This is a genomic window from Spirosoma migulaei, assembly GCF_054776855.1.
Genome location: NZ_BAAHBG010000022.1, coordinates 582,994 through 608,861 on the forward strand (window position 1 = coordinate 582,994; position 25,868 = coordinate 608,861).

The window sequence follows — 25,868 nt, forward strand, 5'->3', positions numbered from 1 at the left end:
CACTAATCTAACTATACAACTTCACTTTTCCAACAATCAATTCATTATAACAGCCTAGCGCAACATGTTTATAGAGCAGATTAGTAAAAACTATCCCTAACTAACACCACGCAGAAACAACCGTAACTCATTAATTGCCGTTGTAATTGGGACTAGAGGCCACAAAGCGGCCCAGCTACCCGTTGCCAGTTGCTCCTCGACGCGTTCCCAAAGCTGGCCAAAATAACAGCTTTGGGCAAATTGGTTCTGTAGCCAGTTGGCATCAATCAGCAGATTAGCCGCGATTTCGGTTAGTTCATCCCCCGGCTGGTCGATGGCTCGGTTTTGCCAGATTACCCGAAGGCGGTGACGATTCTGTATTCGTCGAATAATTGCGCCCGAGGCTTCGACCAATTGGCTCTTACGCGCCTGATTCATGGCTTCCCAATAACGCAACTGCTCCGAAAAACCCACCTCTACCCGGCCCTGCATGCGGGTGGAGGTAGTAACGCGTACCTGCGGGCTCTTCCGAATTCGGGTATCTGTTCGAACCAGCGCTTTATACAGGGCTTCGTCTTCCAGACACGCTACTCGTGGCAGTCCGCCAACCCGTTGATAAGCCGCGCAAGTCAAGGCAATACTGGCCCCAAAATGCTGAAAGTGACGTGGCCAGGGATCGGTTGGTGATGGATCGAGGTAGGCTTCGAGTTGCGCGATCAGCATGCGATAGGTCACATCGCGAAGATGATTAAGGCGCACGGGGTTCGTGTCAGGCCGGGTTAGAATCCGGCCCCCAACGACTTCACAGCCTTTCGCCATTTCTGCCCGTATCTGGGCGATCCAGTAGGTATCGACCTGCGTATCGCCGTCTGTAGAGGCAATGATTGCGTCAGAATTGCTAACCGCCAACAACCGTTTGCAGGCTTCGTCCATCAGCAATCGCCGGGCTGTGCCTACATTGGCTTTTTCGGGAGGTAATTGAATGCTAGCCATACGGAGCGCGAAAGCCGGGTACCGTTGCTGGTAGCGCTGCACGATCGTTACCGAGTGATCGGTACAATTGTTGAGGAGCACCAATACTTCATACTCCCGCATGGGCATTGGTCTGCCATTGGTCTGACGTTGGTTGCGCAGAGCATCCAGGGCAACTTCCAGATAACCCGCTTCGTTCCGGGCTGGAATAATCACCGAAACGCGCAACTGAGAATCAGGTGGGCAGGCACTAAACAGTGAAAACGGTTGAAAAAGTGATGTAGATGGTAAGGCAAGCGCAGGCTGCATAGAGTGATTTCCTGCGTTGATAAGACGTGTGGTTGGCAAAGCAGGTGACCTCATAACCAGAAGTACGCCCTATTGTTGACAACAACTGGCTAATGGTCGGCCGTCCATAACAAAACCACTGAACATCGGTTTATTCAAGTTGATTGCCGAATGGCATCTTACTCAACCACATTATGGAAACAAGTGAATTTCGCCCTGAAGCTGCGGATATTCCGGGGCAACAACTCCCCTATCCGGCCCGTCAGTCGGACATGAACCCCGCCCCTGATAGTAACCTGTCGAATTACAAAGCAGCCGGTAAACTAACGGACAAAGTTGCCATCATTACAGGTGCCGATTCGGGCATTGGCCGGGCAGTAGCCATTGCCTTTGCCATGGAAGGGGCCAATGTGGCCATTGTCTATAACGAGAATACCGACGATGCCATGACGACCAAACACCTGGTGGAAAGCAAAGGTCGGCCCTGCCTGGTCATTCAGGCCGATGTCCGTAGTTCGGCGGCTTGTCTGGATGCCGTCAGGCAGACGGTCGATCGCTATGGCAAACTGAATATTCTCATCAACAATGCGGCTTTTCAAATGGCGCAGGAACGCATTGAAGACATTACCGAAGAGCAGTTCCGACGGACCTTCGAGACCAATATTTTCGGCTACTTTTTCATGGTAAAAGCCGCCCTGCCGCACCTGCAGGCGGGCGATGCCATTGTCAATACGGGTAGCATTGTGGGTATTGTGGGCAATCCGATTCTGGTCGATTATACCGCCACAAAGGGCGCCATTCATTCCTTCACCAAGTCGCTGGCGATTCAGTTGGGGAAACGAAATATCCGGGTTAACTGTGTGGCTCCCGGCCCTGTCTGGACACCCAACATACCCGGCACCATGCCCGAAGATGAGGTCAAAAACTTTGGGCATGAAGTAGCGCTGGCCCGCCCCGGACAACCCGAAGAGTTAGCCCCGGCCTACGTGCTGCTGGCATCGAGCGAAGGCAGTTTCATTACAGGTAGTATTGTAGAAGTAACCGGCGGTAAACTAGGATAAGGTTTGGAGTTTGGAGTTTGTAGTTCAACGTTTGATGTTTTTCTACGGTTGAACTACTCGCGGGTCTATACCTCAGACTACAAACATCGAGCTACAAACCCAATTTCTATGCACTACCCCGAAGGCACCGTTCGTTCGCTGCTCAACACCAACCAGGTTACCAAAGCAACCCGACAGGCACTGACCGAGCGCCTGACGGCACCCGCTTACCAACCCCAGTTTTTCTCCGCCAGTGAATTTGCCTTGTTACAAGCCATCTGCGACCGGCTGCTTCCGCAGGAGGCTGATGACAAGCCGATTGATATAGCTGGTGGTATCGACAAACGTCTGTTTCAGAACGAATCGGATGGCTGGCGATATGATACGATGCCTGCGGATGGAGATGCCTACAAACTGGGACTTGCAGGCGTAGACGAAACGGCTCAATTGTTCTTCCAGCAGTCGTTTCAGCAACTGGCGGGCAGTCAGCAGGACGACGTTCTCCTGACTATACAGCGAGTCGTAGCGCCCGGCAAAACCTGGGAGCACCTTCCGGCAGGTCGTTTTTTTGAAGAACTACTGACCGAAGCTACGCACATCTACTACAGCCATCCGCTAGCCCAGGATGCCATTGGCTACGTCGGTATGGCCGATGTGCCAACCTGGCAACGCATTGGCCTGAATGAGCTGGAAGACCGCGAACCGAGGGAAGTTAATGGATAATGTAAAATGGATGATGAATAATTGTCCATCAACAGACAAAAGTCCATCAGCTAATTAATCTTCATTATTCATTCTGCATTATTCATTATCCATTAACATCATGCTCTCAGAAACCGTTGACGCCGTTGTGATTGGCACGGGTGCCGGGGGTGCCCCTTTACTGGCCAGGCTGGCGGCTGCGGGCCTGAAAGTCGTTGCCCTCGAAGCCGGAAAGCACTGGAATCCAGCTACGGATTTTGCCACCGACGAGAAAGCCCAGGAGAAATTATTCTGGAATGACGAACGACTCAGTGCGGGAAATGATCCGCTCCCATTCGGCAGTAACAACTCCGGTACGGGCGTGGGCGGATCGACACTGCATTATACCGCTTACACGCCCCGAGCCCAACCCGACGACCTGAAACTTCGCACCGACTTTGGCGTAGGCGAAGACTGGCCCCTTGGTTTTGATCAGCTAGAGCCTTATTACGACGAAGTTGAACAGTTTTTGGGCGTCTCTGGCCCGTCGCCTTATCCCTGGGGGCCTACCCGAAAACGCGCCTATGCCCTGGGACCACTGCCTGTAAATGGTGCGGGGCAATTGATGGAACGGGGCTGTAAAACACTCGGCATTAAAACATCACCAGCGGCCAACGCAGCCTTATCGGCAGGCTATTATCAGGAAGGGGTTGGTCATCGGCCCGCCTGCGCCAATCGCGGGTTTTGTCAGGCAGGCTGTACCATTGGTGCCAAAGCCAGCATGGACGTAACCTACATTCCACTGGCAATCCATCACGGTGCCGAAATCCGGCCAGAAAGTTTTGTTACGCAGCTAGTTCAGGACGCATCCGGTCGAATTCGGGAGGTGATTTATAGCCGGAACGGACAGGAAGAACGGCAACGGTGTCGGTTCGTATTCCTCTGTGCCGGAACGGTTGAAACCGCCCGATTGCTCCTTATGAATAATCTGGCGAACAGCAGTGGGCAAGTTGGCCGGAATCTGATGGCGCATACGGGTCTACAGATCTGGGGTGAATTTGAGGAAGATGTCCGCCCCTACAAAGGCATTCCCGGTGCACTGATTTCGGAAGATACCCACCGACCTGAGCAGGCCGATTTTGCGGGTGGTTATCTGCTTCAATCCATTGGCGTGATGCCCCTGACCTACATCTCACAGATGGCTCGGGCGCGGGGTCTATGGGGACAAGAATTAAAACGAGCGGCATTGGCTTATAACCATGTGGCAGGCATTAATATTCTCGGCGATTGCCTGCCCTACGAACAGAATTACCTGGAATTATCGGACGAAAAAGACATCCGGGGACTACCCAAACCACGTATCTATTTCTCGAATGGAGACAACGAAAAACGAATGACCGCTCACGCCGACAAGATCATGCGCGACATCTGGGGCGCAGCGGGAGCTAAAAACGTATGGGCGTTCCCACGAAACGCGCACGTGATTGGTACCTGCCGAATGGGAACCGATCCAGCTAAAGCAGTGGTAAATCTGGATGGCCAGTCGTTCGATATTCCGAATCTGTTTATCAGTGATAATTCAACCTTTCCAAGTGCATTGAGCGTTAACCCGGCCCTGACAATCATGGCGTTATCACTCCGCACCGCCGATCGGTTTCTGGAAAAATATAAGTGAATTTTTTAAACACAGAGTCACAGAGAACACAGAGTAAAAAAGATAGTTTAAAATAACTCTGTGTTCTCTGTGACTCTGTGTTTAAAAATAACCTCCGCCTATCAACGTATGGCTCAAAAAGGATTTTTAGACAGCATAAAAAAACAGTTTGGCGACGGCAATTACGCTGGCGATGAATTTGGAGGTGCCTCCGGGCACGATGGCAGCGGCTTACCAGCCGACAATCCAGGAAATTTCCTGTTCGCAACGGGCATCGAGTGTTCGTACCCAACCATTCAGAACGGCAAAGTACGCCGGGATTTACTCCGGGAATGTGGTCATTATGATCGGTGGAAGGAGGATTTGGGCCTGGTAAAAGAACTTGGGCTAAACGTATTACGCTATGGTTTGCCATACTATAGCATCCATCAGGGGCCGGGTAAATTCGACTGGAGTTTTGCCGATGAAGCCATGGCCGAGATCAAGCGACTCAAGATAACGCCTATTCTGGACCTGATGCACTTTGGTGTTCCCGACTGGGTTGGCGACTTTCAGAACCCAGATTTACCCGTTCATTTTGCCGAATATGCCGGTGCCGTGGCCGATCGCTATCCGTGGGTCCGCTATTATACGCCCGTCAACGAAATTTACGTCACGGCTCGCCTGAGTGGGAAAGAAGGCGCCTGGAATGAGCAGATCAAAACCGATAAAGGGTTCGTAACGGCACTCAAACACTGCGTAGCCGCCAGTATTATGGGGAACCATGAAATTGCCAAACGCCGGAATGATTGCATCATCGTACAAAGCGAAAGTGCCGAATACACGCATGAACTTTGTGCGACGCCTTCGCCCTCAGTTGCCCTGGAGAACGAACTTCGCTTTTTGTCGCTGGATCTACTCTATGCCAATCCGCCCTCGGCTACGGTGGCTATGTATATGATGGACAACGGCCTGACGCGTGACGAGTACAATTGGTTTATGACGGGCAAACCACCGGGCTATCAGATCATGGGTAATGATTATTACGGCCGTAACGAACGGATCAAGCTACCCGATGGCTCCATTCAAATCTCTATGGATGTATTAGGCTGGTACGAAATCACGAAAGATTATTACGAGCGCTATCACATGCCGGTCATGCACACCGAAACCAATGTATTTGAGGCCGATTTAGCGCCCATCTGGCTCATGAAACAGTGGGTAAGCATCCTGCGCATGCGTCGGGATGGGGTCCCGGTGCTGGGTTTTACCTGGTATAGCCTGATCGACCAGATCGATTGGGACACCCAGTTGAAAGAGGTGAATAACAACGTCAATGCCTGCGGTCTTTACGATCTAAACCGAAAACCCCGCCCCGTTGCGGAAACCTATAAGTCGCTGTTGAAAGAATTTGGCCAGATCACCATCGTTCCACACGCCGAAATGCTTGAAATCACCGATCGGCCAGCACGACTGAAAGTAGCTACGTAACTATAATTCACCTCACCCCCGGCCCCTCTCCTACCACCATGCACTATTCCATCAACAACACCCAGCTCAACGTTCTTGAGTTAGGCAACGGTCCGCTAACACTTGTTTTTTTACACTATTTCGGTGGATCGGCACTGGAATGGCAAGTTGTCATGAACCAGCTCGCGGGCCAGTATCGGTGCCTGGCCGTCGACCTGCGGGGGCATGGTGATTCCGAAGCGTCGGCAACGGGTTACTCGGTACCTGATATGGCCAATGACGTTGTCGAATTGCTTCGCGTCATGCATGTCGAAGCGTTCGCACTCGTTGGGCATTCGATGGGGGGCAAAGTGGCGCTGGCATTGGCAAGTCAGAAACCCGCTGGCCTTCAATCACTAATTTTATTGGCACCATCCCCGCCCGTTCCAGAACCCATTCCGGATAACGATCGAGCCGATATGCTTGCTAACCACGGTCAACGGGCAAATGCCGAGCAGACAGTTGCCAAAATCACTGCCAGGTCGCTCTCCCAGGAAGTAAAGGAACAGATTGTCACTGACAATCTTCGGACGGCGGATGTAGCCTGGAAAGCCTGGCTCACCCTTGGGAGCAAAGAGGATATTTCGGAACAAATGAGCAATATCATCATTCCGGTAGCGATTCTTGTGGGTACAGCCGATCAAGCGCTTCTGCCCAATGTGCAAACAACGATGACCTTACCTTACCTAAAAACGGCCACCCTCGATAGGATTGACGGCGCAGGACACCTGTTACCCTGGGAGACGCCCAACGACGTAGTCGCGTTTATTCAACGAACTATGGCGGGCTAGTTCACTGAACAAATACCTTAACTTTCGTGGTTAGATAGAAACTATGGCGAATTCTCTATCTAATAACCCATTTCAATCCTTCTGGTGGGCAGGCTACGAATGCACCGATCAGCTTAACTGTTTCGGGAACCGAGTCGACTTGCTTTCGACTACTGGACACCTCCAGTTGATTGACGCCGATTATGGCCAACTTAACCCGTTCTCTATTCGTACCGTTCGGGAGGGCATTCGGTGGAGTGTGGTTGAAAAAAAGGCGTATCAGTATGACTGGAGTGCTGTAGAGCCGATGCTCATCGCGGGAAAACGCCAGGGCATTCAGCAGGTATGGGATCTGTGTCATTTTGGTTATCCCGACGATCTGACGCCTTTGCATCCGATGTTTGCCCGCCGTTTTGCGGCTCTCTGTCGGGCGTTCGTCCGTTTCTACCGCGACCGTTACCCCGACGATACACTCATCGTAACCCCCATCAACGAAGTCAGTTTTATCTCCTGGCTGGGTGGTGATGCCCGTGGTACGTCGCCCTACTGCACCAACCAGGGCTGGCAAGTTAAGCTCGGTCTTATGCGGGCCTATATTGAAGGGGTAGCCGCTATGCGCGAGATCGACCCAACTATCCGCATCCTGACAACCGAACCGCTGGTTCAGATCGTGCCGCCGGTCAAGGCAACCGAACGGGACCTCATCGATGCGGCTATTGCCGACGAAAATCAGTTTCAATCGGTTGATATGCTCGCCGGAAAAATTGCGCCGGAACTAGGCGGCTCGCCTGCTTATCTGGATATTCTCGGCTTCAATTACTACTATAATAATCAGTGGATTAACAAAACCGGCATATTTCTTGGCTGGAACGATTTCAGGCCCGATCCGCGCTGGGTCCCTCTTCGAAAATTATTGATGAAAGCCTGGCATCGGTATGATAAGCCCATTGCCTTAACCGAAACTAGCCACCCTGGCATCGACCGTCCGGTCTGGATCGAGATGATTGGCCGCGAATGTGCAGCGGTACTCGAAGCAGGCGTTCCTCTCTGGGGCGCGTGTCTCTATCCAATCATCGACCGCCCCGACTGGGATCACCTCGACCGATGGCACCGCTCCGGACTCTGGGACGCCGATTTGTCTGTTACTCCCCCTGGCCGAGTGTTGCACGAACCATATGCCCGTGCGCTAGTACAGGCTCAACATGTGGTAACCGAGCGACTTGACGCGTTACAGCCGACAACGCCGGATTTTCTTGTATAGAAGGCTCTAAATCTTCAAGATTTATTAGAACTGAATCGACTTTTTGTCATTCCGACTTTAGGAGGAATCTCAAGCTTTACTAATATGGAAGCTTGAGATTCCTCCTAAAGTCGGAATGACAAACATAAAATGACAAAAAAAACGGCTCCGTAAAAGTTAAGCTTACAGCTAACTAGCCGCATTCTTCTTACGCGTAGCAGCCGCTTTCTTAGCTGATTCTGACCGTTCTTCGGTGGAGCGCGATGCCGAAGCAGCCCCACCTTTCCGGCCACCCTTTTGCGTTGGTTCCTTATTTTCAGCGTGACCGCGACCTGAGCCACTCTTTTTTCCGCCACCTGATAGTTTGTTTACCGTTGCCCAGGCCCGGCTTTCGGCCTCCTCTTTGGGTACACCCCGATCTTCGTAACTTTCTTCAATGTGCTCAGCCTGTCGTTGTTGCTTATCAGTGTAAGCCGATTTATCTCCTCGTGGCATCGTTGTAGTTGGTTTAGTTTTAGGTAGTTGATTAGCCATTTTGGCTAGCTCGAAATTCAACTAGGACCCGACTGAAATGACCATACCCAATCGCCAAATAGTGAGGCAATGGCACTACTCATGGCTATCCATTAACAGCTCCGTTTACGGGAAGAATCGCTTCAGCAAAAGGACCAGAACCTTACTTTTTAGAATACGCTACTGCTAACCTCAACAATTTGGCCGATAGCTACTTAAACAGTCAAACCCGTCACCTAAACGCTCTCTTGCCACGTATGGATCAGACCGTTTCTGCAAACCAAGTCAAGCCATTTCCAGTATAAATTCCGAAGTATCAGCCAATCCTTTACGCAACGTTTAGCATGAAAGCAGCAGTTTTTCACAAAATCGGCGACATTCAGGTCGATACGGTAGACGACCCGCGCATTGAACAACCGCGTGATGCCATCATTCGCGTTACGTCAACCGCAATCTGCGGCTCCGACCTGCATATCTACGATGGGTTCATTCCTCAATTGAAGAATGAAGTCCTCGGCCACGAGTTTATGGGTATTGTCGAAGATGTTGGCTCGGGCGTAACGAATCTTAAAAAGGGCGATCGGGTGGTGGTGCCGTTCACCATTGCCTGTGGGAAGTGCTACTTCTGCGAGCATAACCTGCAGATGCAGTGCGAAAACTCAAACCCCGAACATTACGGTCCCGATGGTGGCATGCTAACCGAAAAGGGCGGTGGCTTATTCGGTTACACCGATCTCTACGGCGGCTACAATGGGGGTCAGGCCGAATACGTCCGGGTACCTTATGCAGATTATGGGCTGCACCTGGTTCCCGAAACCCTTAAAGACGAACAGGTATTATTTCTGACGGACATTTTCCCTACTGGCTGGAGCGCCATTGAGTGGGGCAAGTTACAGGGCGGTGAAACGGTCGCTATTTTCGGATCGGGGCCCGTGGGATTAATGGCGCAGAAAGCGGCCTGGATACAAGGAGCCGGACGCGTGATTGCCATTGATCCGCTAAACTATCGGCTGGAGCGTGCCCGACGGGTAAATAAGGTAGAAACGCTCAATCCAGACGAGGTCGATGTGATTGAAGCCATTCGCCAGATGACCGGCGGACGGGGTGCCGACGTATGTGTCGACGCCGTGGGCATGGAAGCGAATCGGTCGTTGCTGGAAAAAGCCAAAGCAGTCATCAATTTCGAGAAAGGTACGCCCAAAGTGATGGAGCTGTGCTTTCAGGCCGTTCGGCGGGGTGGTATTGTAACCGTCGTTGGGGTGTATGGCAGCCCATACGACAATTTCCCGGTTCATCGCCTGTTCGACAAAGGCATTACCATTCAGTTCGGGCAGTCGTTTGTGCACAAGAATATGAACCATCTGCTGGATCTGGTGGTGCAGGGCAAAGTTGTACTCGATGATATCATCTCGCATACGTTACCACTATCCGAAGCTTCACGGGCCTACGATATGTTTAAACATAAAGAAGACGACTGTACCAAGGTAGTATTAAAACCCTGATTTAGTTAGTGTTGTACACCAGTGGTGTTGGTTTTAAGAAACCTCACAACATCAGGTTTAAGAACCTGACAACACAATCAGAATCAGTATTGAACAACTCAACTATGGAAACTCCAACAGACAAGACGGTTCTCATTACGGGGGCCACCAGCGGCATCGGCCGTGAACTGACTAACCTGTTTGCCAAAGACGGTTATAACCTGATTCTGGTTGCCCGTTCGGGCGATAGCCTCCGGCAAATTGCGGATGAATACGAGCAACAGTTCGGCATTAAAACAACCATTATAGCTCAGGATCTGGCGGATCCCAAGGCGGCCGATGCTATCTACGAACAAACGCAGCAACAAGGCCTTACGGTAAATATCTTAGTTAACGACGCGGGTATGGGCGAGTATGGCAAATTTGCGACCGAAACCGATTTGCAGAAAGAATTAGCCATTGTGCAGATTAATGCCGTATCCCTGATGCACCTGACCAAATTGTATTTGAAGGATATGGTTCAGCGCAATGAAGGTAAAATCCTGATGCTGGGTTCCGAAGTGTCCGTCATTCCGAATCCGATGATGGCCGTTTACGGCGCAACGAAGGCGTTCATTAAATCGTTTTCGGAAGCCATTCGGAATGAACTGAACGATACCAACATCACCATTACGGTGCTGATGCCTGGGGCTACTAATACGGATTTCTTCAACAAAGCGGGTGCGGCCCATACCAAAGGTGCCGACCCTGCCAAAACGGCAAACCCAGCCGACGTGGCCAAGGAAGGCTACGAAGCGTTAATGCAGGGCAAAGACCATGTGGTAGCTGGCTGGATGAACAAGGCACGGGTAGCCATGGCCCACGTCCTCCCCGACCCCTTGCTAGCAGCCAATGTCCGAAAAGACATGACACCCAAAGACGAGTCGGATGAGCAGTCGAAAAAACAAGTACCCAACCTGGCCGTGAGTGTCGGTCTGGCAGCGGGTGTCATAGCCGGACTTTACCTGGCTTACCGCCGGAATAATTCGTATGATACGGCGAGGTACCGCTATCAGGCCTGGAAGGGAGCCGCCTCCGCAAAAAAGTCAGCGGAGTCTGTCGGTAAATCACTGAAAGGCTCACTCAAAAAAGCCAAAACATCGGTAGAAGATGCATTAGCTTAGTAGATTAATGGGTTAGTAAACTTAAAAAGGGCCGATCAGCCAGGTCAGACAGTCAGACATGCCATATCTTTAAGATATGGCATGTCTGACTGTCTGACCTGGCTGATCGGCCCTTTTTAAGTAATCAACATTGGCCGTCGAACTGTTAACGGAGCTTTTAAAAAGAGGAAGGTTCACTACTTACTTCAGGAAAATCTCGTCATTATCGGTCAGGAACATCCGGGTACTTTCGGTATAGGTTCCGCCGGTTGGCGCTTTATATTTCAGGTCGACGTAAAACGCCCGATAACCCGATGCCGGATACAATTCATTGACAGAGAAGCTAGATTTATTCTTGATACCCAAGCTTTTACCTTCCCACTTTTCGTCCTGAAAAATCATATCCGTCGAATTCGCCGACCAAACCGTAACATCTTCCAGCTTATCGGACGTTGCTTTTACTGTAATATCTACCCCTTTCTTCGTGGTCGAGACGGCCCATGTACAGGCCGGGTAGGGTTGTTTAGCTAAGGTAGTTCCGAAAAAAGCGTTTAATGCTTCCAGTGCCTGCCGCTTATCGCCCAGGTCATGACCAACATTGGGAACGTAATGAATATAATTTTCGCCCGGTATCTGGCCAATGTAGTGTTTAACGGCATCAACCGTCCAGTATTCATCATTGGTACCCATGAACAACATTTTGGGCATGGTTAATTTTTTTCGGTACGAATAGGGGTCAATCATTTCATTGATGGCAGTTCCTTCTTTGGTGTTAGCGCTCTGCGGAATACCGATTTTTACATAATCTTCAATCTGTTCACTATACTTGTTCCAGCTCTTAATTTGATAATCCAGATTGACCGGCATATTCAGAATATCGATCACCATAGGCGCAATGGCCGTAACCCGTTTATCACTCGCCCCCGTGAGCCAGGTAGTCCAGCCACGCTTGGAGGCACCCGACACAACAAACCGATTGACGTCTTTATGCAGCGTTTCTTTGGCTAATGCCTGCACCGCATCCATTGCCCGAACGGCACTCTTCACCATCGGAAACAGCAGCGGCCAGGAATAATCACCGTCTTTTTTGAACTGATGCAGGGTATACGAAATCAGGGCATCTTCGGTCAGATTGCCATACAACGGCTGATTGGGTGTTTGCCGCAGTACGGCTGCAATAGCGTTGTTCTTGCTGGCCAGCGTACTGATTGCCCGGTTAAATCCGTCTTCCCGTTTGTTCCAGTTTGGCTCGCCTTCTTTAACAGAACCACCCGTAATAAACAGCAGCGCACCATCGTATTTGATTTCCTTCGGAACGAGTACCGTCAGTTGGTGCTTCCAGATATGTTCCCGCCATTTTTGGGACGTCAGTAATACCTCGTAGGCCGTAATGTCGCCATAGGTGTAGGTGTCTTTTACCTCCCATTTAAACGTCTGATCGCCATTTTTCAAATAGCTTTCCAATGCCGTTGATGGGGTGATACCGTCGGCTGGGTTGGAAGAATTAAATGAAAAAAGCGTACTGATACTGATAAAGCCAAGAAAGGCAAGGGTTTTTAGGAAATAGGCTTTCATTGATGTATTAGGGGTTAATGTATAGGTAGCGCGGACAGAATGTCCGCGCTACTTGTAGCTATCTGCCTTCGGTGAGTCGGCCACTAATTTCAGCGCTTCGTCCATGTAAATTTCGGCGGTATTCCCTCCAAGACTGGTGCGGCTTACGTAGTCATATCGTTTGAAACTGTTGAAGTCTACTTTGGTCAGCATGTAGCCAAAAGCATCGTTCGTCAGGCCAAACAGCAACGGGACCTTGGTGTGCATGTGTCGTTTGAGGTAAAACCCAATATTCGGCAAAGCTTCGCCCGGAATGGTTAGGATCTGGGCGGTACCAACGTTGAGCAGGTTTACCTGAGTTATAACCTTATCGCCGGGACTTACTTTGTATTTCAACGGCGAGTTTTTGACGATGTATTTCATCACATCCGATTCAATCGGAAACGTGACGTTTCGGGCGGTACAGAACAGCGTGGGATTAGCCTGAGTCTCAGCGGGACTCACAATACGTAAAGCTTCATCGGCCAGTAATTCCCCAATTCGGATACATTCTTCCCAGGTGTTCGCTTCTTTCGATCCTTCACGCCGGTTATCGGCCGTGACCATGCCACCCTGAGCACCATTCATAAACAGCGCAACACCACCCACTTTCGATTCAATTCGCTCGCAGAGCGGACCGCATAGATCAGGGCTAAGAATGCCTCGACCCGAGCCAATTACTTCGGGGTGAATAGCGTAGTTAACCAGCGTTACAATGGGTTTACCGGCATTCGTTCCAGCCGTTGCTATTGCCTGAATAACACCACATCGTGGATCATATAACTCAGGCGCGTAATAGTTGTAGGCGATTTGCCCTTTTGCATCGCCAACCGCAATTTTCAGCGAAGCCGGAGCCAATTTCGTCACGGCTTCATTCACTGCATCGGCCATAGCCTGTACGCATTTATCCAGGTACGGAAGATCGGCAAAAGACTCTCCTTTCTCATTCGGGAAACCGTAGGCATCGGGGCCACTGTGCGTGTGCGTACAGCCGATCAGGATATTTTCGGGCGGAATGCCCTTGATGAGCGCTCTGGATTTATTACCCAACACCGACGGCCAGCCCAGATTATCGACGCTGACGATGGCTATTCGGGTGCCCCCTTTTTCAAAGACACAGGCCCGGACAAATAGCTCCCCTTTTTTCTCAACCGCTTTTTTCGGCGTACCAATCCCTCCCGAAACGGGTAAGAGAGGATTCGGTGTAATCAGCCTGACAGCCGCTCCCGCTTTGAAATCCTGCGCCAAAGCGGGGGTAGACAGCCATAAGTAGGCAAGCATGACAAGGAGTTTTTTCATAGTTTGATGGCGCAAGGCTCCTGCCTTGTGTCTACTATTCTCCGGCCTCTGGCCGGTATTAAGCAATTATAATAATGCGGCCAGAGGCCGGAGAATAATAGGCACAAGGCAGGAGCCTTGCGCCATCAAAGCCTCAAAGTCTAATAATAGCACAAGGCCAGAGCCAACGTGGCCCGGCCTTATGCTATTGGGCATCACACACATTAACCAGTAACTACCAGGGCTTACCGGTACCCTGAACCAGCCAAGGTTTTGACCAGGCGCTGTTTTTACCATCAGACTGCGAGTTGGCGGTCACTTCCAGCTTATCCATAGCGGCTGCCGAGTTCGTTTTGTTGAGATTCAACTCATCCCGCATGTAGTAAAAACGAAGGGGAAGGGCTTTCCGTTTAGCCGCATAACCTGCCGATAAGGCTGGCAAACCGGTCCGCCGGTAATCAAACCAGGCTTCGGTAGCAGCTGTCCAGCTGGCAATCCATTTTTGACCAATGAGCTGCGACAATGTGCCATCATAGGCAACACCTTTCTGCGCAATGAAGGCCGTATAACTACTGGCCAATCCCCAGGCAGTTAACGAGGCTTTTACACCCGCTTCGTATTGGGTTTTGGCATCGCCAGCGGCCCAGCCTTTCTGTGCTGCTTCGGCCAGAATAAACCGTACTTCAGCCGCCGAAACCAGTCGGGCTTTTAGTAGCGTTCCTTTGGCCTGCGTATATATTTCGTTCAGGTACGAAACGTGCGGGTTAACCGATGTCTGGCCGGGGGTTGGGTTGAAGTTATAGCCCGATGGAAGCTGAGAAACACTGGGTGGCAAGCCAACGTAATTAGGATCGGTATCAATTTGAGTCGTTCCAACTTTATCAGGCGATAGGTACCGAACCCCGTTTACAATTTTATCCGTACCGGCTGGCAGCGTAGCATCCACAGCCAACGGAATCTCTACCTTTTTGGCCCAGATGGCCAGACGGGGATCACTGGTTGCCTGCATCGGCTTGAGCAATGTAGAGCACATTTTTATCCGGCGATAGTTGCTTCCGCTAATATCGAACACGGCATTCGATGGCCAGGCATCGCCCGAGTTGTTACCCACATACGCCATGGTGGCATCGACAGAGGCATCGTCAATGATGGGATACTGTGCCGGATTGGCTACGATTTTCTCAATGCCAGCTTTTGCCACATCAGGCTGTTTGGCCGAAATCCGCATCAGATACCGAAGCTTGAGCGAGTTAGCCAGTTTCTGCCATTTGGTAGGATCACCCGCATAATACACATCGGCACTTTCCACAATACTCGAGTAAGATGCCTTGGGTTTTGAAAGCAAGGTATTGGCTTTATCCAGGTCTGCCAGAATACCCGCATAAATTACATCCTGACCGTCGTATTTTGGTGCAATGTTATCTGTACCACCCAGTTCGCCTTTCAGTGCATTGGTATAAGGTGCGTCACCCCATAGGTCGGTGATCAGGCCGAAGAGCATGGATTTCATGACCAGCGCTACGCCCTGCTGAAATTCCATGTTCAGCGCAACAGCCCGTTGGTAAACCAGGTCATTATTCCGAAGCTGATCATAATAAGCCGTCCAGCTCTGATCGCCACCCCAGTCGTAGTCGTTATGGCCGCTAAACCAGGCATCTTTCTGCGTATGTTGCACGACACCGGCAATATCCTGAAAACCCAGGTTTAGGTAAAGTTTAGCGGTTTCAGTTAGGACCGTTGGCAAAACCAGGTTGGGGTTCACCGTTTCGGGCTGAACGCCGTTGGGATTCACATTCAACTGGCTCAGGTCTTTACAGGAAAACAGGAAAGACACAAACAGAACCAGGCAGATCGTGCTCTTTTTGAGTATATTTTTCATGACTGAATTACGTTTTTAGTCATTAGTGGTCATTTTTAGTCATTTCAGTTGTCAGGCGTTGCGCTACTCAATCAACTACCACTCAGCTTGTTCCTACAAATGACTCAATGACTACGAATGACTATGAATGACAATGAGTTTAGAACGTGAGACCAAGTTTGAAACCAACCGGAATCGTCCAGGGGGTTACGTTATAGCGTTCAATACCTTGCTTAAACTGGGTCCCCGCTTGTGGGCTGGACTGAGGCTGGAAGGCCATTTCGGGATCAACGTTGATTTTAGCGGCTGTCCACAGAATAATGTTACGGCTATAGACGGAGAACGTAGCATTCTGTAAGCCAATCGACTTCACGAATTTAGCGGGAATATCGTACCCCAGCGAAATCTCCCGCAGTTTAACAAACGAGGCATCGAAGGTAGCTGCCCGGGTAAAGCTCCAGGGGTAGTTATCGCCATAAGGGATAATTTTGGTGCCCGATCCACCCAGATTTTCCGTGTAGCCAGTGATGTTACCCTGCGAGTCATACTGCGCAATAACCCCCGGATTGAATACACCGTATGCATAGGTTTTACCCCCGAATTCAAAAGGATACCCGCCATACGCTGCCGTTGGACCGCCCACAATTGGGAAGAAATTACCGTGAATTTTGATGTACTCATCCTGATTGGCCACCAGCCAGTTGCGCAACTCGTCGCCCGAACGACCACCTGGATTGATCAGGTTATCCAGAAACCGCTGTGAGCGCAGATCCGATTCCATGTAGCGGTACGTCTGCGAGACGAAATCACCACCAGACCGCCAATCGAGGGAGAGATTGAGAGTGAAGCCTTTGTACGACAAGGAACTCTGGGCACCCAGAATAAAGTTGGGGTTGAAGTTTCCGATCTTGTTCTTCGTGTTGGTAGCACTTGTGCTCTGCCAGGAGCCATCGTTGTCCAGAATTGGGTAGCCATAATACGGTGATTTCTGGTCGGTTACGGTAATAACGGCGGCATCATAGATATCTCCAACTTTATCGCCTACGTAGGTCCAGGCACCGCCTTTGGCATCCGTCCATAAGGTGTAATAGGGTATACCTTCGGCCAGTTCTTTAATACGGGTTGTGTTCTTTGTGAAGTTGGTGGTCAGGTCCCAGCGCAGGCCGCCTTTGTCGAGAATGATTCCTCCCAGCGAGAGTTCAACACCCCGGCTTTCCAGCAGACCCGCATTGATATTTTTGGTAGTGAAGCCCGAAGAAGGAGCAATCTGCGAGGGTAGAATCTGGTTGCGGTTCTCCGACATATAATAGGTTCCCGAAAAACGGAGTCGGTTCCGGAACATATTGTAATCAATACCCACTTCATAGGAGGTGGCAATTTCAGGCTTCAGTTCTGGCAGCAGGATGCTTCCTGATTTTGACAGACGCGTTACGCCATTCCAGGCACCCGCATCGCCCAACGTGGGGTACAAACTGTAGGGGTTGGCATCGTTACCTACCTGTGCTACACCCGCCCGTACTTTAAACAGATCAACGTTGTTGGAGATGTGAAACATCTCGTTGAGCAACAAACTCACCGAAGCCGAGGGGTAGAAATACGAACGGTTGTTGACCGGCAGGGTACTTGACCAGTCGTTTCGGGCGGTCAAGTCCAGGTAAATCATGTCTTTGAAGCCTAAGTTGGCCGTGGCATACGCACTGTAAATAGCCTTTTTGTACAGGTAATTATTGTACTGAAGGTTGTTTGGTGCAATATTCTGAATGGTGTACAGACCCGGAATAATTAACCCTGCTCCATTTTTGCTGCTGTTACTTAGATCCGTTGACTGCGAGTACCGGTTGTTCCCCCCCGCCGATACTACGACGCTCAGCGCATTGAACCGTTTGGTATAGGTAGCCAGGAAGTCGGCATTCCGTTCGTAGCGTTTCAGGTTAATCAACCCATAAGCGCCATTGGGCTCACCGGTATAGCTCTTGGCAATTTTGGTTTCCCGCTGTTCAGAATAGGTGTCGAGCGAATAGCGACCCATTAATTTGATTTCGGGAGTTAGCTGCCATTCTGCCCGCAGGTTGCCAAACACCCGGTCCCGCACATAGCTGTTGTTCACTTCATAAGCCAGGAAGTACGGGTTGTTGTAGTTGCCGATACTCTGTGACTTCTGCTGAAGCCCTTCTTTACCAGGTACCCAATAATCGCGAAGGTCATTGATATCGATGTGCGAGCCAACGGCATACGCCCACTGCATGGGATTGGTACCCCGTTCGCCAGCCGGGCGGTTGTTGGAGTTATTCCGGCTGAAGTCCAGGTTGGTGCTCAGGGTCAGCTTGTTACTCACCCGTACCGTTGTATTGAGGGCCAGCGTGTTTTTGAACAGATCAGAGTTTGGAATAATACCCCGGCTGGTCATATTGGAATACGAAAGCCGATAGGTGACCTTTTCCGAGTTATTCGAGATCGAGACGCCGTTTGTGCTGGTAATACCGGTTCTCACAAAATCACGAACGTTGTTGGGGTGCGAAACGAGGGGCGTTGGAATTTGCTTCCCATCCGATCCAACCGGGCTATTCCATTGTATAGCTTTGTACCCTTTATCCAGTTCAGGACCAACACCACCCGACGAGCTTTCGTCAATTTGCAGAATGCCGCCCGGATACGGGTTGTTGTCCGGCGTAAAGGGCAGAATACCAGTAGCAAATTGGCTCGACATTTTCAGGTATTTGTACGGCTGATCAAATACCGTATTTGACGTAACCGATACGGTCATTTTCTGCGATTTAGAACCGCTTTTTGTCGTGATCAGTACTACACCGTTACCCGCCCGAGAACCGTAGAGGGCAGCGGCACTGGGACCTTTCAGGATCGATATGTTTTCCACATCGTCGGGGTTGATATCGGAAATGGCGTTCCCGTAATCGACGCGGTTGTCGTTCCCGATCTGGCTCACGTTATTCAATGAGTTGGCAACCGGAACTCCATCCACCACAAACAAAGGCTGGTTATCCGTATTCAGGGATTTTGCACCCCGGATAATCATGCTCACCGACGAACCCGAGGGTCCAGTTGAGCTGATTTGCACCCCCGCTACACGGCCTGCCAGTGAGTTCAGTACGTTTTCCTGCGCCACCCGGCTCAGATCCTTGCCCTGTACTTCGCCAACCGAGTAGCCCAACGAGCGCGCTTCACGCTTGATACCCAAAGCGGTAACGACGACTTCGCCCAGAACTTCGTTGTTTTCAACTAAGGCTACATCAATGACCGACTTATTGCCGACCGCTATTTCCTGCGTTTTATACCCGATAAAGGAATAGACCAGAACCGCATTATCGTTGTTGACGGTAATAGAGTAGTTCCCGGATTTATCGGTAACGGTACCAATCTGGGTGCCTTTTATCAAGACGTTGACCCCTGCAATAGGCTGGTTATTGGTGCCTAAGGTTACGTTCCCGGTGATGGATCTGGCCGGTTTACTTCTGGCCGGCCCATTGGCCAGCGCATGCATACAGCAAACTCCCACCAGCATGACAATGGTTAGCGTTTGCCTCAGAATAAACTGAAAAGTAGAAAATGGTTTCATTCGTGTTCAGTTATGAGATGTTCAATAAATACAAAGGTTAATTAAGAGAAACGGCAATGGGTAATGTACAACGATTAATGGGTGATGAACAATTAGCAAATAACACACTGGCTTTCAGAAAGATAAGTTCGCAGATCAATCAGTATACATTATTCTTTGTACATTATTCATTATCTATTCACGTACGTGATTATACCCGTTCATGGAGTTGGCAGACTCGTGTCTACTCCGGTTGTTTATCAGGTTCAGGTTGAAACTCGTGTTGATTCAGCAATTCAGTAAAGTAAGCCTCGAGTACATCAGAGTAGGCCTGTCTGTCCTCGGGACTATGCAGACCTGCCAAAAATTCATCGAGCTCTTCTTTCGACAGGTTGTTGCTGATTAATTTCTCAAGAAGGTATGTGATGCCTTGCCTCGACATTGCTTTGGTGTTTAGGCAGTTTACACATACTACGGGCAAGGCCGAAAAAAAGACTATTCCCCTGACTGTATTTATTTTAGTTAGTTCGATAAGTCTACCCGCTCCCGCAACAATTGCTTGGCTTTTACGAGCTGGTTCTTTACTGTATTCTTTGAGATACGTAGTGATTCGGCTATTTCCTGATACGATTTCCCACCTTCTACATTGAGCAGTAGAATCTGTTTTCGTTTTTCAGATAGTGCATTAATGGCCGTGTGGAGGAGCATACATCTGACTTCCAACTCTTCCGGATCATCTTGGGAATTCCGCTCCATCCGTTCCATATACCGTTGCCTGAGCAGCTGGCTTTTTTCCATCTGCTTTAGGTAATCAAATATCATATTCCGCAGGCAGGTAAAGAGGTAGGAGCTAAAATTCAGTTCTGGGTTAATAAGCGCCCGTTTCTCCCAGATCTTTATAAATACATCATGCACCATATTTTCGGCTTCTTCCTTATCCTTCAGGAGGGAGATGCTGAACTTAAGCGCTGGTGTCCGGTAATGCTGGTATACTTTAGCAAAAGCCGCCTGATCACCCTGAATAGCCAGGAGAATAATGCTTTCGGTGGGACAAGCCATGAGTATAGAAAAGTTAAGGTGGAAATTCAGAATAGAAACACGGCACTAATTCAGATCGAACAATCAGGTATTTCATCAGATCTACAGACCGCTTGTTTACGGTAAAATCCAACAAAAACTCGCAAATTGAATTAATCACAAAATTTTTATAAACAAATCCAGAAAATCACCGAATAGGATTTTGGATTAATTAGACAGAATGATTTTTCGCCAACTCGCACTGTTAGTTATTAATCAATCTGCCATGGAGATTTATTCAAAATAAAATTTGGCGTACACTCCGTAGCCGCAACAAATATAGACCTGCCTATTTCAATTTATTTTCGCTTCTTGCGTAAAATTGCCTTCAATTTGCGCAAAGTCATTAAAATTTATACTGACATAATATTTCTGCCTGAAAAAAATCTACTATTCGCACAGTATCAGGTGTTTACAAAAAAACCAGCATGTATTGATTGGAAGGCACATAACGTTGGGGTAACGTACCGTTTGGAAGCAGAAATAGCCTCTAGCCATACCAGCAGACAATTATCTTCCTTCCGTTGATCTGGAAATTTACCATGCTGGCAATAGTCCGATACACCAGCCAGGGAGTATATCAGGGGAACGCTACGCATGACGACGCCCCAATCCCGAATGAAGTTGTATCGATGTTTCCGACAAGCGACTACCGCTGGTATGCTGGGCCTTCTGCTCTGGGCCTGCCAGTCGGGTATGCGTTCGTCGGAGGAAAACAGCGCATCGACAAGCATCTATACCGATGTACCATTCGAACAGGAATACCATGAACCATATCCGGTTGGGGTGGATGCCAGAGCCAATGAGGTACGCAGCATTGTCGTCGACGGTCAGGGGTCAGTCTGGATTGCTACAGCCGCTGGAGTATTCGTAAAAAAAGCGACCCAGACGGAATGGACAGCTCTATTCTCACCTACCGATCAAGGTCCTGCCTATTCAGTAGCTGCCGATGCACAGTCGGTAGTGTGGGTGGGCGCCTGGAATGGCCTCTATCAGTATACAAATCAGAAGCTTACTCAGATCGCAGGCCCCGTAGCGCCCATTTCATCGGTGGTTACGGCATCGGAAGGTACCTACGCAATAGGACCACAAGGGGTATGGCTGATCAACGCAACTGGCTGTCAGAAAAAGAACTACCCTATCGCACGCTCCATCCGACATGCACTGTCGGATCGGCAGGGTGGCCTTTGGATTGCCACGGACGTTGGTCTGTTTCATGCTACCCCTAACCAAACCACGCTCCTCCAAAAAACAGATGAGTTACTGAGTGCTTCCACCAAAGGCATTGCGTTCGATACGGCTCAACAGCTGTGGGTTGCGGGTCTTGGCGGAGTAACAATTTTGCAGCAGGGAAAGCCCAAACGGGTGCTGCAACCAGCACAGGGCATTCCATCCGTTTATGTGAATTGTATTGAACGGGCACCGGATGGAAGCATGTGGGTTGGAACGGAAACGGGCGTAGTTCGATACAAGCCCGATGGTAGCCACTCCCTTCGGTTTAGTCGCCGGTGGCTGCTCGACGATCACGTAAACGATATCGCCTTCGACGCCGAAGGAAACGCCTGGATTGCCACAACAAAAGGTGTAAGCGCTATAAAGCGTAGGCCGATGAATCTGGCGCTAAAGCAGGATTACTTCTACGACGTGCTTATGAAGCGGCACATACGCAGCCCCTGGATTGCCGGGCAATGCCGCTTACCGGTTCCGGGCAGTGTAACCACCTGGGAGCCAGACGATGACGATAATGATGGGGAGTACACCGCCAACTACCTGGCAATGGAGTGCTTCCGGTATGCCGCCACAAAAAATCCAGATGCCAGAGCGAAGGCGAAAAAGGCATTTGATTTTTTACGACTTCTTCAGGAAGTAACGGGACCAGATGGTTTTTTTGCCCGAACGATTGTTCCGGCTAACTGGACTCGGGTGGACGATGGCAACCGTACATTTAGCCCGCAGGAACGAGCCGACGAACTCGTAAAAGAGCCTCGATTCAAGCCCGTTGAAGTCCGTTGGCACACCTCTATAGATGGGAAATGGCGGTGGAAAGGCGATACCAGCAGCGACGAACTCTGCGGTCACATGATGGGCTACTACGTGTACTATGAACTGGTAGCGGATGAAGCCGAAAAAGCGGTCATCCGTAAACACGTTGCCCGGCTAGTTGATCACCTCATTGCCAACGACTTCACGCTGACGGATGTAGACGGTACCCACACGCGCTGGGGAGTGTGGTCGCCCAACAAACTTAACCGCGACCCCGACTGGGCACCCGACCGAAACCAGAATTCCATGGAAGTGCTGGCGTTTCTTAAACTGGCCTATCACGTAACCGGAAAACCCGATTACGAGCACCATTACCGACAACTCATTGACAAAGAAGGCTATCTCGATAATATGGCGAAGATCGCGGAACAGAATCCCGCCTGGTTCATTTACTTCGATGTCATGCTGGCGGCTTATGTCTATCCCATTCTGGTTCGCTGCGAAAAAGACCCCAAAATCCGGGCTTTCTATGAAGAGCATATGGATACCTGGCTCCAACAGCGTAAAGCCGACAGAAATCCGCTTATCAATTTCCTATACTGCTATTCCCGCAATAAAAAAGTCGAACTAGCGCCTTCCATCGAGTTTTTAGTCGATACACCCCTTGACTTAATTAACTGGACTATCGACCATACCAAACGTGAAGACGTGCGCATTGTGCGAACGCCGGTCCTGGATGAACTTCAGGTTAGCGAGCTACCCCCCGCCAGTATACGCACCGTTGTTCGCTGGGATAAAAACCCCTGGGCAGCCATAAACGGCCAGCCTGATATTGAACGTGAACCCGTTTTCTGGCTACTCCCCTACTGGATGGGACGCTACCTGGGAATGATTGGCAGTAAAAAATAAGTGTTACGTGCGTTCGCACAAATCGATAAACTATGAAATCGCTACTAATTAGTCTGTTTGCCATTCTGTGTTGTTCTGTCGGTAAAACGCATGCGCAGACCTATGCCGAAAAGCTGGGCTGGCCGAAAGGTGCGAAAGTGGTTATTTTTCACGTAGACGATGCGGGTATGTCGTACCCATCTAACCAGGGCACCATCAAGTCGCTGGAACAGGGAACGGCCACGTCTACGAGTATTATGATGCCCTGCCCCTGGGCAGCCAGTTTCGTGAGGTATGCGCTGAAAACGGGAATTGACGCAGGCATCCACCTCACCCTGACCTCCGAATGGAAAAACTACCGATGGAGTCCGCTGGCAGGCGGCAAACAGGTACCCGGCCTGACAGATCCCGAAGGGGCTTTCTGGCCGGAAGTGCCCGACGTGATCAAACACGCCAAAGCCGATGAAGTTGAGCTGGAAATGAAAGCGCAGATCGACAGAGCTATTGCTATGGGGCTGAAGCCCACCCACCTGGACTCACACATGGGCACGCTCTTTGCCGATCAGTCGTACCTCGACCGGTATATAAAGGTGGGTATTGCGTATGGCATCCCTGTGATGTTTCCGGGCGGCAACGATAAACTGCTGATCGAATGCACGAATTACCCAATTATCAAAAAACTACAAGCCGAAGGCAAATGGAAAGAAGGCATGCAGTTACCCATTCCAGAACTTGTTAAAAATACGAAAGCGGTTGGCGAACTAATCTGGAAAGCCGGTTTGCCTGTCCTCGATGACTTACACACGATCAGTGGAAACTGGCGGCCCGATACCAAAGACGTTAGCCCCGAAGCCTGGGGCAGCTATAAAACCGAGCAGTTCAAAGATGCTATTTCCCGGATGGAACCCGGCCTTGCCATGTTCATTGTCCACAGTACCGATGCATCGGAGGAGTTCAAACAAATCTCATCCTCGGGAGGCTCACGCTTAGGCGACATGCTTTCCATGATGGGCCCGGCACTGAAAGCGTACCTGAAAAAAGAAGGCATTATCCTAACCACCTGGCGCGAAGTTATGCAACGCAGGAAACAGGCGAAGTAAGTATCTGGCTACCTGGCGCGGGTGTTTACCCGTGCCAGCCTACCGGATAACTTCAAAAGCCTAAAAACACCAATGACAAAAGCAGTTCTCCTACTTATAACCCTCTTTCTGGCAACAACCACTGGTTTCGCCCAGGCACCTGATCGGGCTATTGTCCGCGAAACGCTCATTTTCCCTGCCCAGGAAAAGCACGTACACGGCAGTAGCCTCGTTAGTCTGCCCAATGGCGATTTTCTGGCCGTATGGTTTCAGGGCAGTGGCGAACGCACCGCCGATGATGTGAAGATCATGGGTGCCCGCTTACAAAAAGGGGGAAAAGCGTGGAGCGAACCCTTCCTGATGGCCGATACGCCCAACCTGCCCGATTGCAACCCGGTCGTTTTTCTGAATAGTCAGGGGAAGTTATTTCTGGTATGGATAGCCGTACAGGCCAACCAGTGGGAGTACTCCATTCTTCGCGTCAAAACCTCAACCGATTACGCCAAAAGTGGCCCACCCATCTGGAATTGGCAGGACAATATCCTACTCAAACCCGGTGATCCATTTGCCAACGAAGTGGCCGCTAAATTTAAGGATTTGCCCCAAAGCAGTGCTGGCTGGGGAGGCTATGCGCCCAAATACGACAACATGATTATAGAGGCCAGCCGGGATGCCGGGAAACGCTCGATAGGCTGGATGACACGCATCAAACCGTTACTTCTGGACAAAGGCCGTATTGTACTCCCCCTGTATTCCGACGGTTTCAATTTCTCGCTTATGGCGATCTCGGACGACGATGGCACCACCTGGCGATCCAGCTTACCTGTGGTTGGAAGAGGGCCCATTCAACCCGCCCTGGCCCAACGGAAAGATGGATCAATTGTCGCCCTTATGCGCGATAGTGGAGACGGCCCTACCCGCGTGCATATCAGCGAATCGACCGATCGGGGGGAAAGCTGGAAAGCCACGACAAAAACAGAAATTCCCAATACCGCGAGTGTTGAACTGCTCGTGCTCAAGGATGGCCGGTGGGCATTTCTGGGGAATGACATTGACGATGGGCGCTATCGGTTGAGTTTGTTTTTGTCGGACGATGAAGGCAAAACCTGGAGATGGAAAACGCGCATCGAAGACCACCAGCCGGGGCAGGGCGGCTACTCCTACCCTTCCCTCATTCAAACGCCTGACGGTCTGTTGCACATGACCTACTCGCATCACGATGGAACCAAAAACGGCAAGTCGATTAACTACGTAGTTGTTGATCCTCAACGCATTGACCACTAAAACTCACTCATCTCTTCTTATTCACGA

The 25,868-nt window shown here is 50.3% G+C and carries 19 protein-coding genes; 11 read left to right on the top strand and 8 right to left on the bottom strand.

From position 1 onward, the window contains the following. Positions 1–96 precede the first annotated feature (96 nt). The gene (locus ACYVGO_RS23700; protein ID WP_460971390.1) at positions 97–1,260 is read right to left on the bottom strand and encodes a glycosyltransferase; all 1,164 of its coding nucleotides are present in this window, start codon (positions 1,258–1,260) and stop codon (positions 97–99) included. Positions 1,261–1,433: 173 nt separating this feature from the next. Between ACYVGO_RS23700 and ACYVGO_RS23705 the strand changes: the two genes are divergently transcribed. From ACYVGO_RS23705 to ACYVGO_RS23730, 6 genes are all read left to right on the top strand, one after another. Beyond that, on the top strand, positions 1,434–2,300 hold the full coding sequence (locus ACYVGO_RS23705) for an SDR family oxidoreductase (RefSeq protein ID WP_460971391.1): 867 nt from the start codon (positions 1,434–1,436) through the stop codon (positions 2,298–2,300). Between the two features lie 108 nt (positions 2,301–2,408). Beyond that, positions 2,409–3,002 (top strand): gluconate 2-dehydrogenase subunit 3 family protein, encoded by a 594-nt coding sequence (locus tag ACYVGO_RS23710; protein ID WP_460971392.1) that lies wholly within the window; start codon positions 2,409–2,411, stop codon positions 3,000–3,002. A 100-nt stretch (positions 3,003–3,102) separates the two neighbouring features. After that, positions 3,103–4,635 (top strand): GMC family oxidoreductase, encoded by a 1,533-nt coding sequence (locus ACYVGO_RS23715; protein ID WP_460971393.1) that lies wholly within the window; start codon positions 3,103–3,105, stop codon positions 4,633–4,635. Between the two features lie 108 nt (positions 4,636–4,743). Next, complete coding sequence (locus tag ACYVGO_RS23720) at positions 4,744–6,084, top strand: family 1 glycosylhydrolase (protein ID WP_460971394.1); 1,341 nt, start codon at positions 4,744–4,746, stop codon at positions 6,082–6,084. Between the two features lie 38 nt (positions 6,085–6,122). Continuing rightward, positions 6,123–6,893 (top strand): alpha/beta fold hydrolase, encoded by a 771-nt coding sequence (locus ACYVGO_RS23725; protein ID WP_460971395.1) that lies wholly within the window; start codon positions 6,123–6,125, stop codon positions 6,891–6,893. Between the two features lie 43 nt (positions 6,894–6,936). Continuing rightward, positions 6,937–8,133: a glycoside hydrolase family 1 protein gene (locus tag ACYVGO_RS23730; protein WP_460971396.1), complete on the top strand. Its 1,197-nt coding sequence runs from the start codon at positions 6,937–6,939 to the stop codon at positions 8,131–8,133. 168 nt (positions 8,134–8,301) lie between these two features. On the opposite strand, the gene ACYVGO_RS23735 is transcribed toward ACYVGO_RS23730, so the two are convergent. Further along, a complete protein-coding gene (locus ACYVGO_RS23735; RefSeq protein ID WP_460971398.1) occupies positions 8,302–8,607 on the bottom strand; it encodes a plasmid stabilization protein in 306 nt (101 codons plus the stop codon). 362 nt (positions 8,608–8,969) lie between these two features. Between ACYVGO_RS23735 and ACYVGO_RS23740 the strand changes: the two genes are divergently transcribed. After that, positions 8,970–10,127, top strand: coding sequence for a zinc-dependent alcohol dehydrogenase (locus ACYVGO_RS23740; RefSeq protein WP_460971399.1), 1,158 nt, complete (start codon positions 8,970–8,972; stop codon positions 10,125–10,127). 104 nt (positions 10,128–10,231) lie between these two features. Beyond that, entirely contained in the window at positions 10,232–11,269 is a 1,038-nt protein-coding gene (locus ACYVGO_RS23745; protein ID WP_460971400.1) for an SDR family NAD(P)-dependent oxidoreductase, read from the top strand. A 180-nt stretch (positions 11,270–11,449) separates the two neighbouring features. Here ACYVGO_RS23745 and ACYVGO_RS23750 read toward each other — a convergent pair whose 3' ends face one another. The 6 genes from ACYVGO_RS23750 to ACYVGO_RS23775 form a co-directional block, all read right to left on the bottom strand. After that, entirely contained in the window at positions 11,450–12,823 is a 1,374-nt protein-coding gene (locus ACYVGO_RS23750; RefSeq protein ID WP_460971401.1) for a PhoPQ-activated pathogenicity-related family protein, read from the bottom strand. A gap of 48 nt (positions 12,824–12,871) precedes the next feature. Continuing rightward, on the bottom strand, positions 12,872–14,140 hold the full coding sequence (locus ACYVGO_RS23755; protein WP_460971402.1) for a hypothetical protein: 1,269 nt from the start codon (positions 14,138–14,140) through the stop codon (positions 12,872–12,874). Positions 14,141–14,354: 214 nt separating this feature from the next. Next, entirely contained in the window at positions 14,355–15,998 is a 1,644-nt protein-coding gene (locus tag ACYVGO_RS23760; RefSeq protein ID WP_460971403.1) for a SusD/RagB family nutrient-binding outer membrane lipoprotein, read from the bottom strand. 139 nt (positions 15,999–16,137) lie between these two features. Next, on the bottom strand, positions 16,138–19,551 hold the full coding sequence (locus ACYVGO_RS23765) for a SusC/RagA family TonB-linked outer membrane protein (protein WP_460971404.1): 3,414 nt from the start codon (positions 19,549–19,551) through the stop codon (positions 16,138–16,140). A gap of 223 nt (positions 19,552–19,774) precedes the next feature. Further along, complete coding sequence (locus ACYVGO_RS23770) at positions 19,775–19,972, bottom strand: hypothetical protein (protein ID WP_142771643.1); 198 nt, start codon at positions 19,970–19,972, stop codon at positions 19,775–19,777. Positions 19,973–20,052: 80 nt separating this feature from the next. Beyond that, positions 20,053–20,589: an RNA polymerase sigma factor gene (locus tag ACYVGO_RS23775; RefSeq protein ID WP_142771642.1), complete on the bottom strand. Its 537-nt coding sequence runs from the start codon at positions 20,587–20,589 to the stop codon at positions 20,053–20,055. A 636-nt stretch (positions 20,590–21,225) separates the two neighbouring features. Between ACYVGO_RS23775 and ACYVGO_RS23780 the strand changes: the two genes are divergently transcribed. The 3 genes from ACYVGO_RS23780 to ACYVGO_RS23790 all read left to right on the top strand — a co-directional run bounded on the left by ACYVGO_RS23780 (position 21,226) and on the right by ACYVGO_RS23790 (position 25,841). Continuing rightward, a complete protein-coding gene (locus ACYVGO_RS23780) occupies positions 21,226–23,499 on the top strand; it encodes a ligand-binding sensor domain-containing protein (protein ID WP_460971405.1) in 2,274 nt (757 codons plus the stop codon). Positions 23,500–23,531: 32 nt separating this feature from the next. After that, positions 23,532–24,578, top strand: coding sequence for a polysaccharide deacetylase family protein (locus ACYVGO_RS23785; RefSeq protein WP_460971406.1), 1,047 nt, complete (start codon positions 23,532–23,534; stop codon positions 24,576–24,578). Between the two features lie 72 nt (positions 24,579–24,650). Further along, the gene (locus tag ACYVGO_RS23790) at positions 24,651–25,841 is read left to right on the top strand and encodes a sialidase family protein (protein WP_460971407.1); all 1,191 of its coding nucleotides are present in this window, start codon (positions 24,651–24,653) and stop codon (positions 25,839–25,841) included. Positions 25,842–25,868 lie beyond the last annotated feature (27 nt).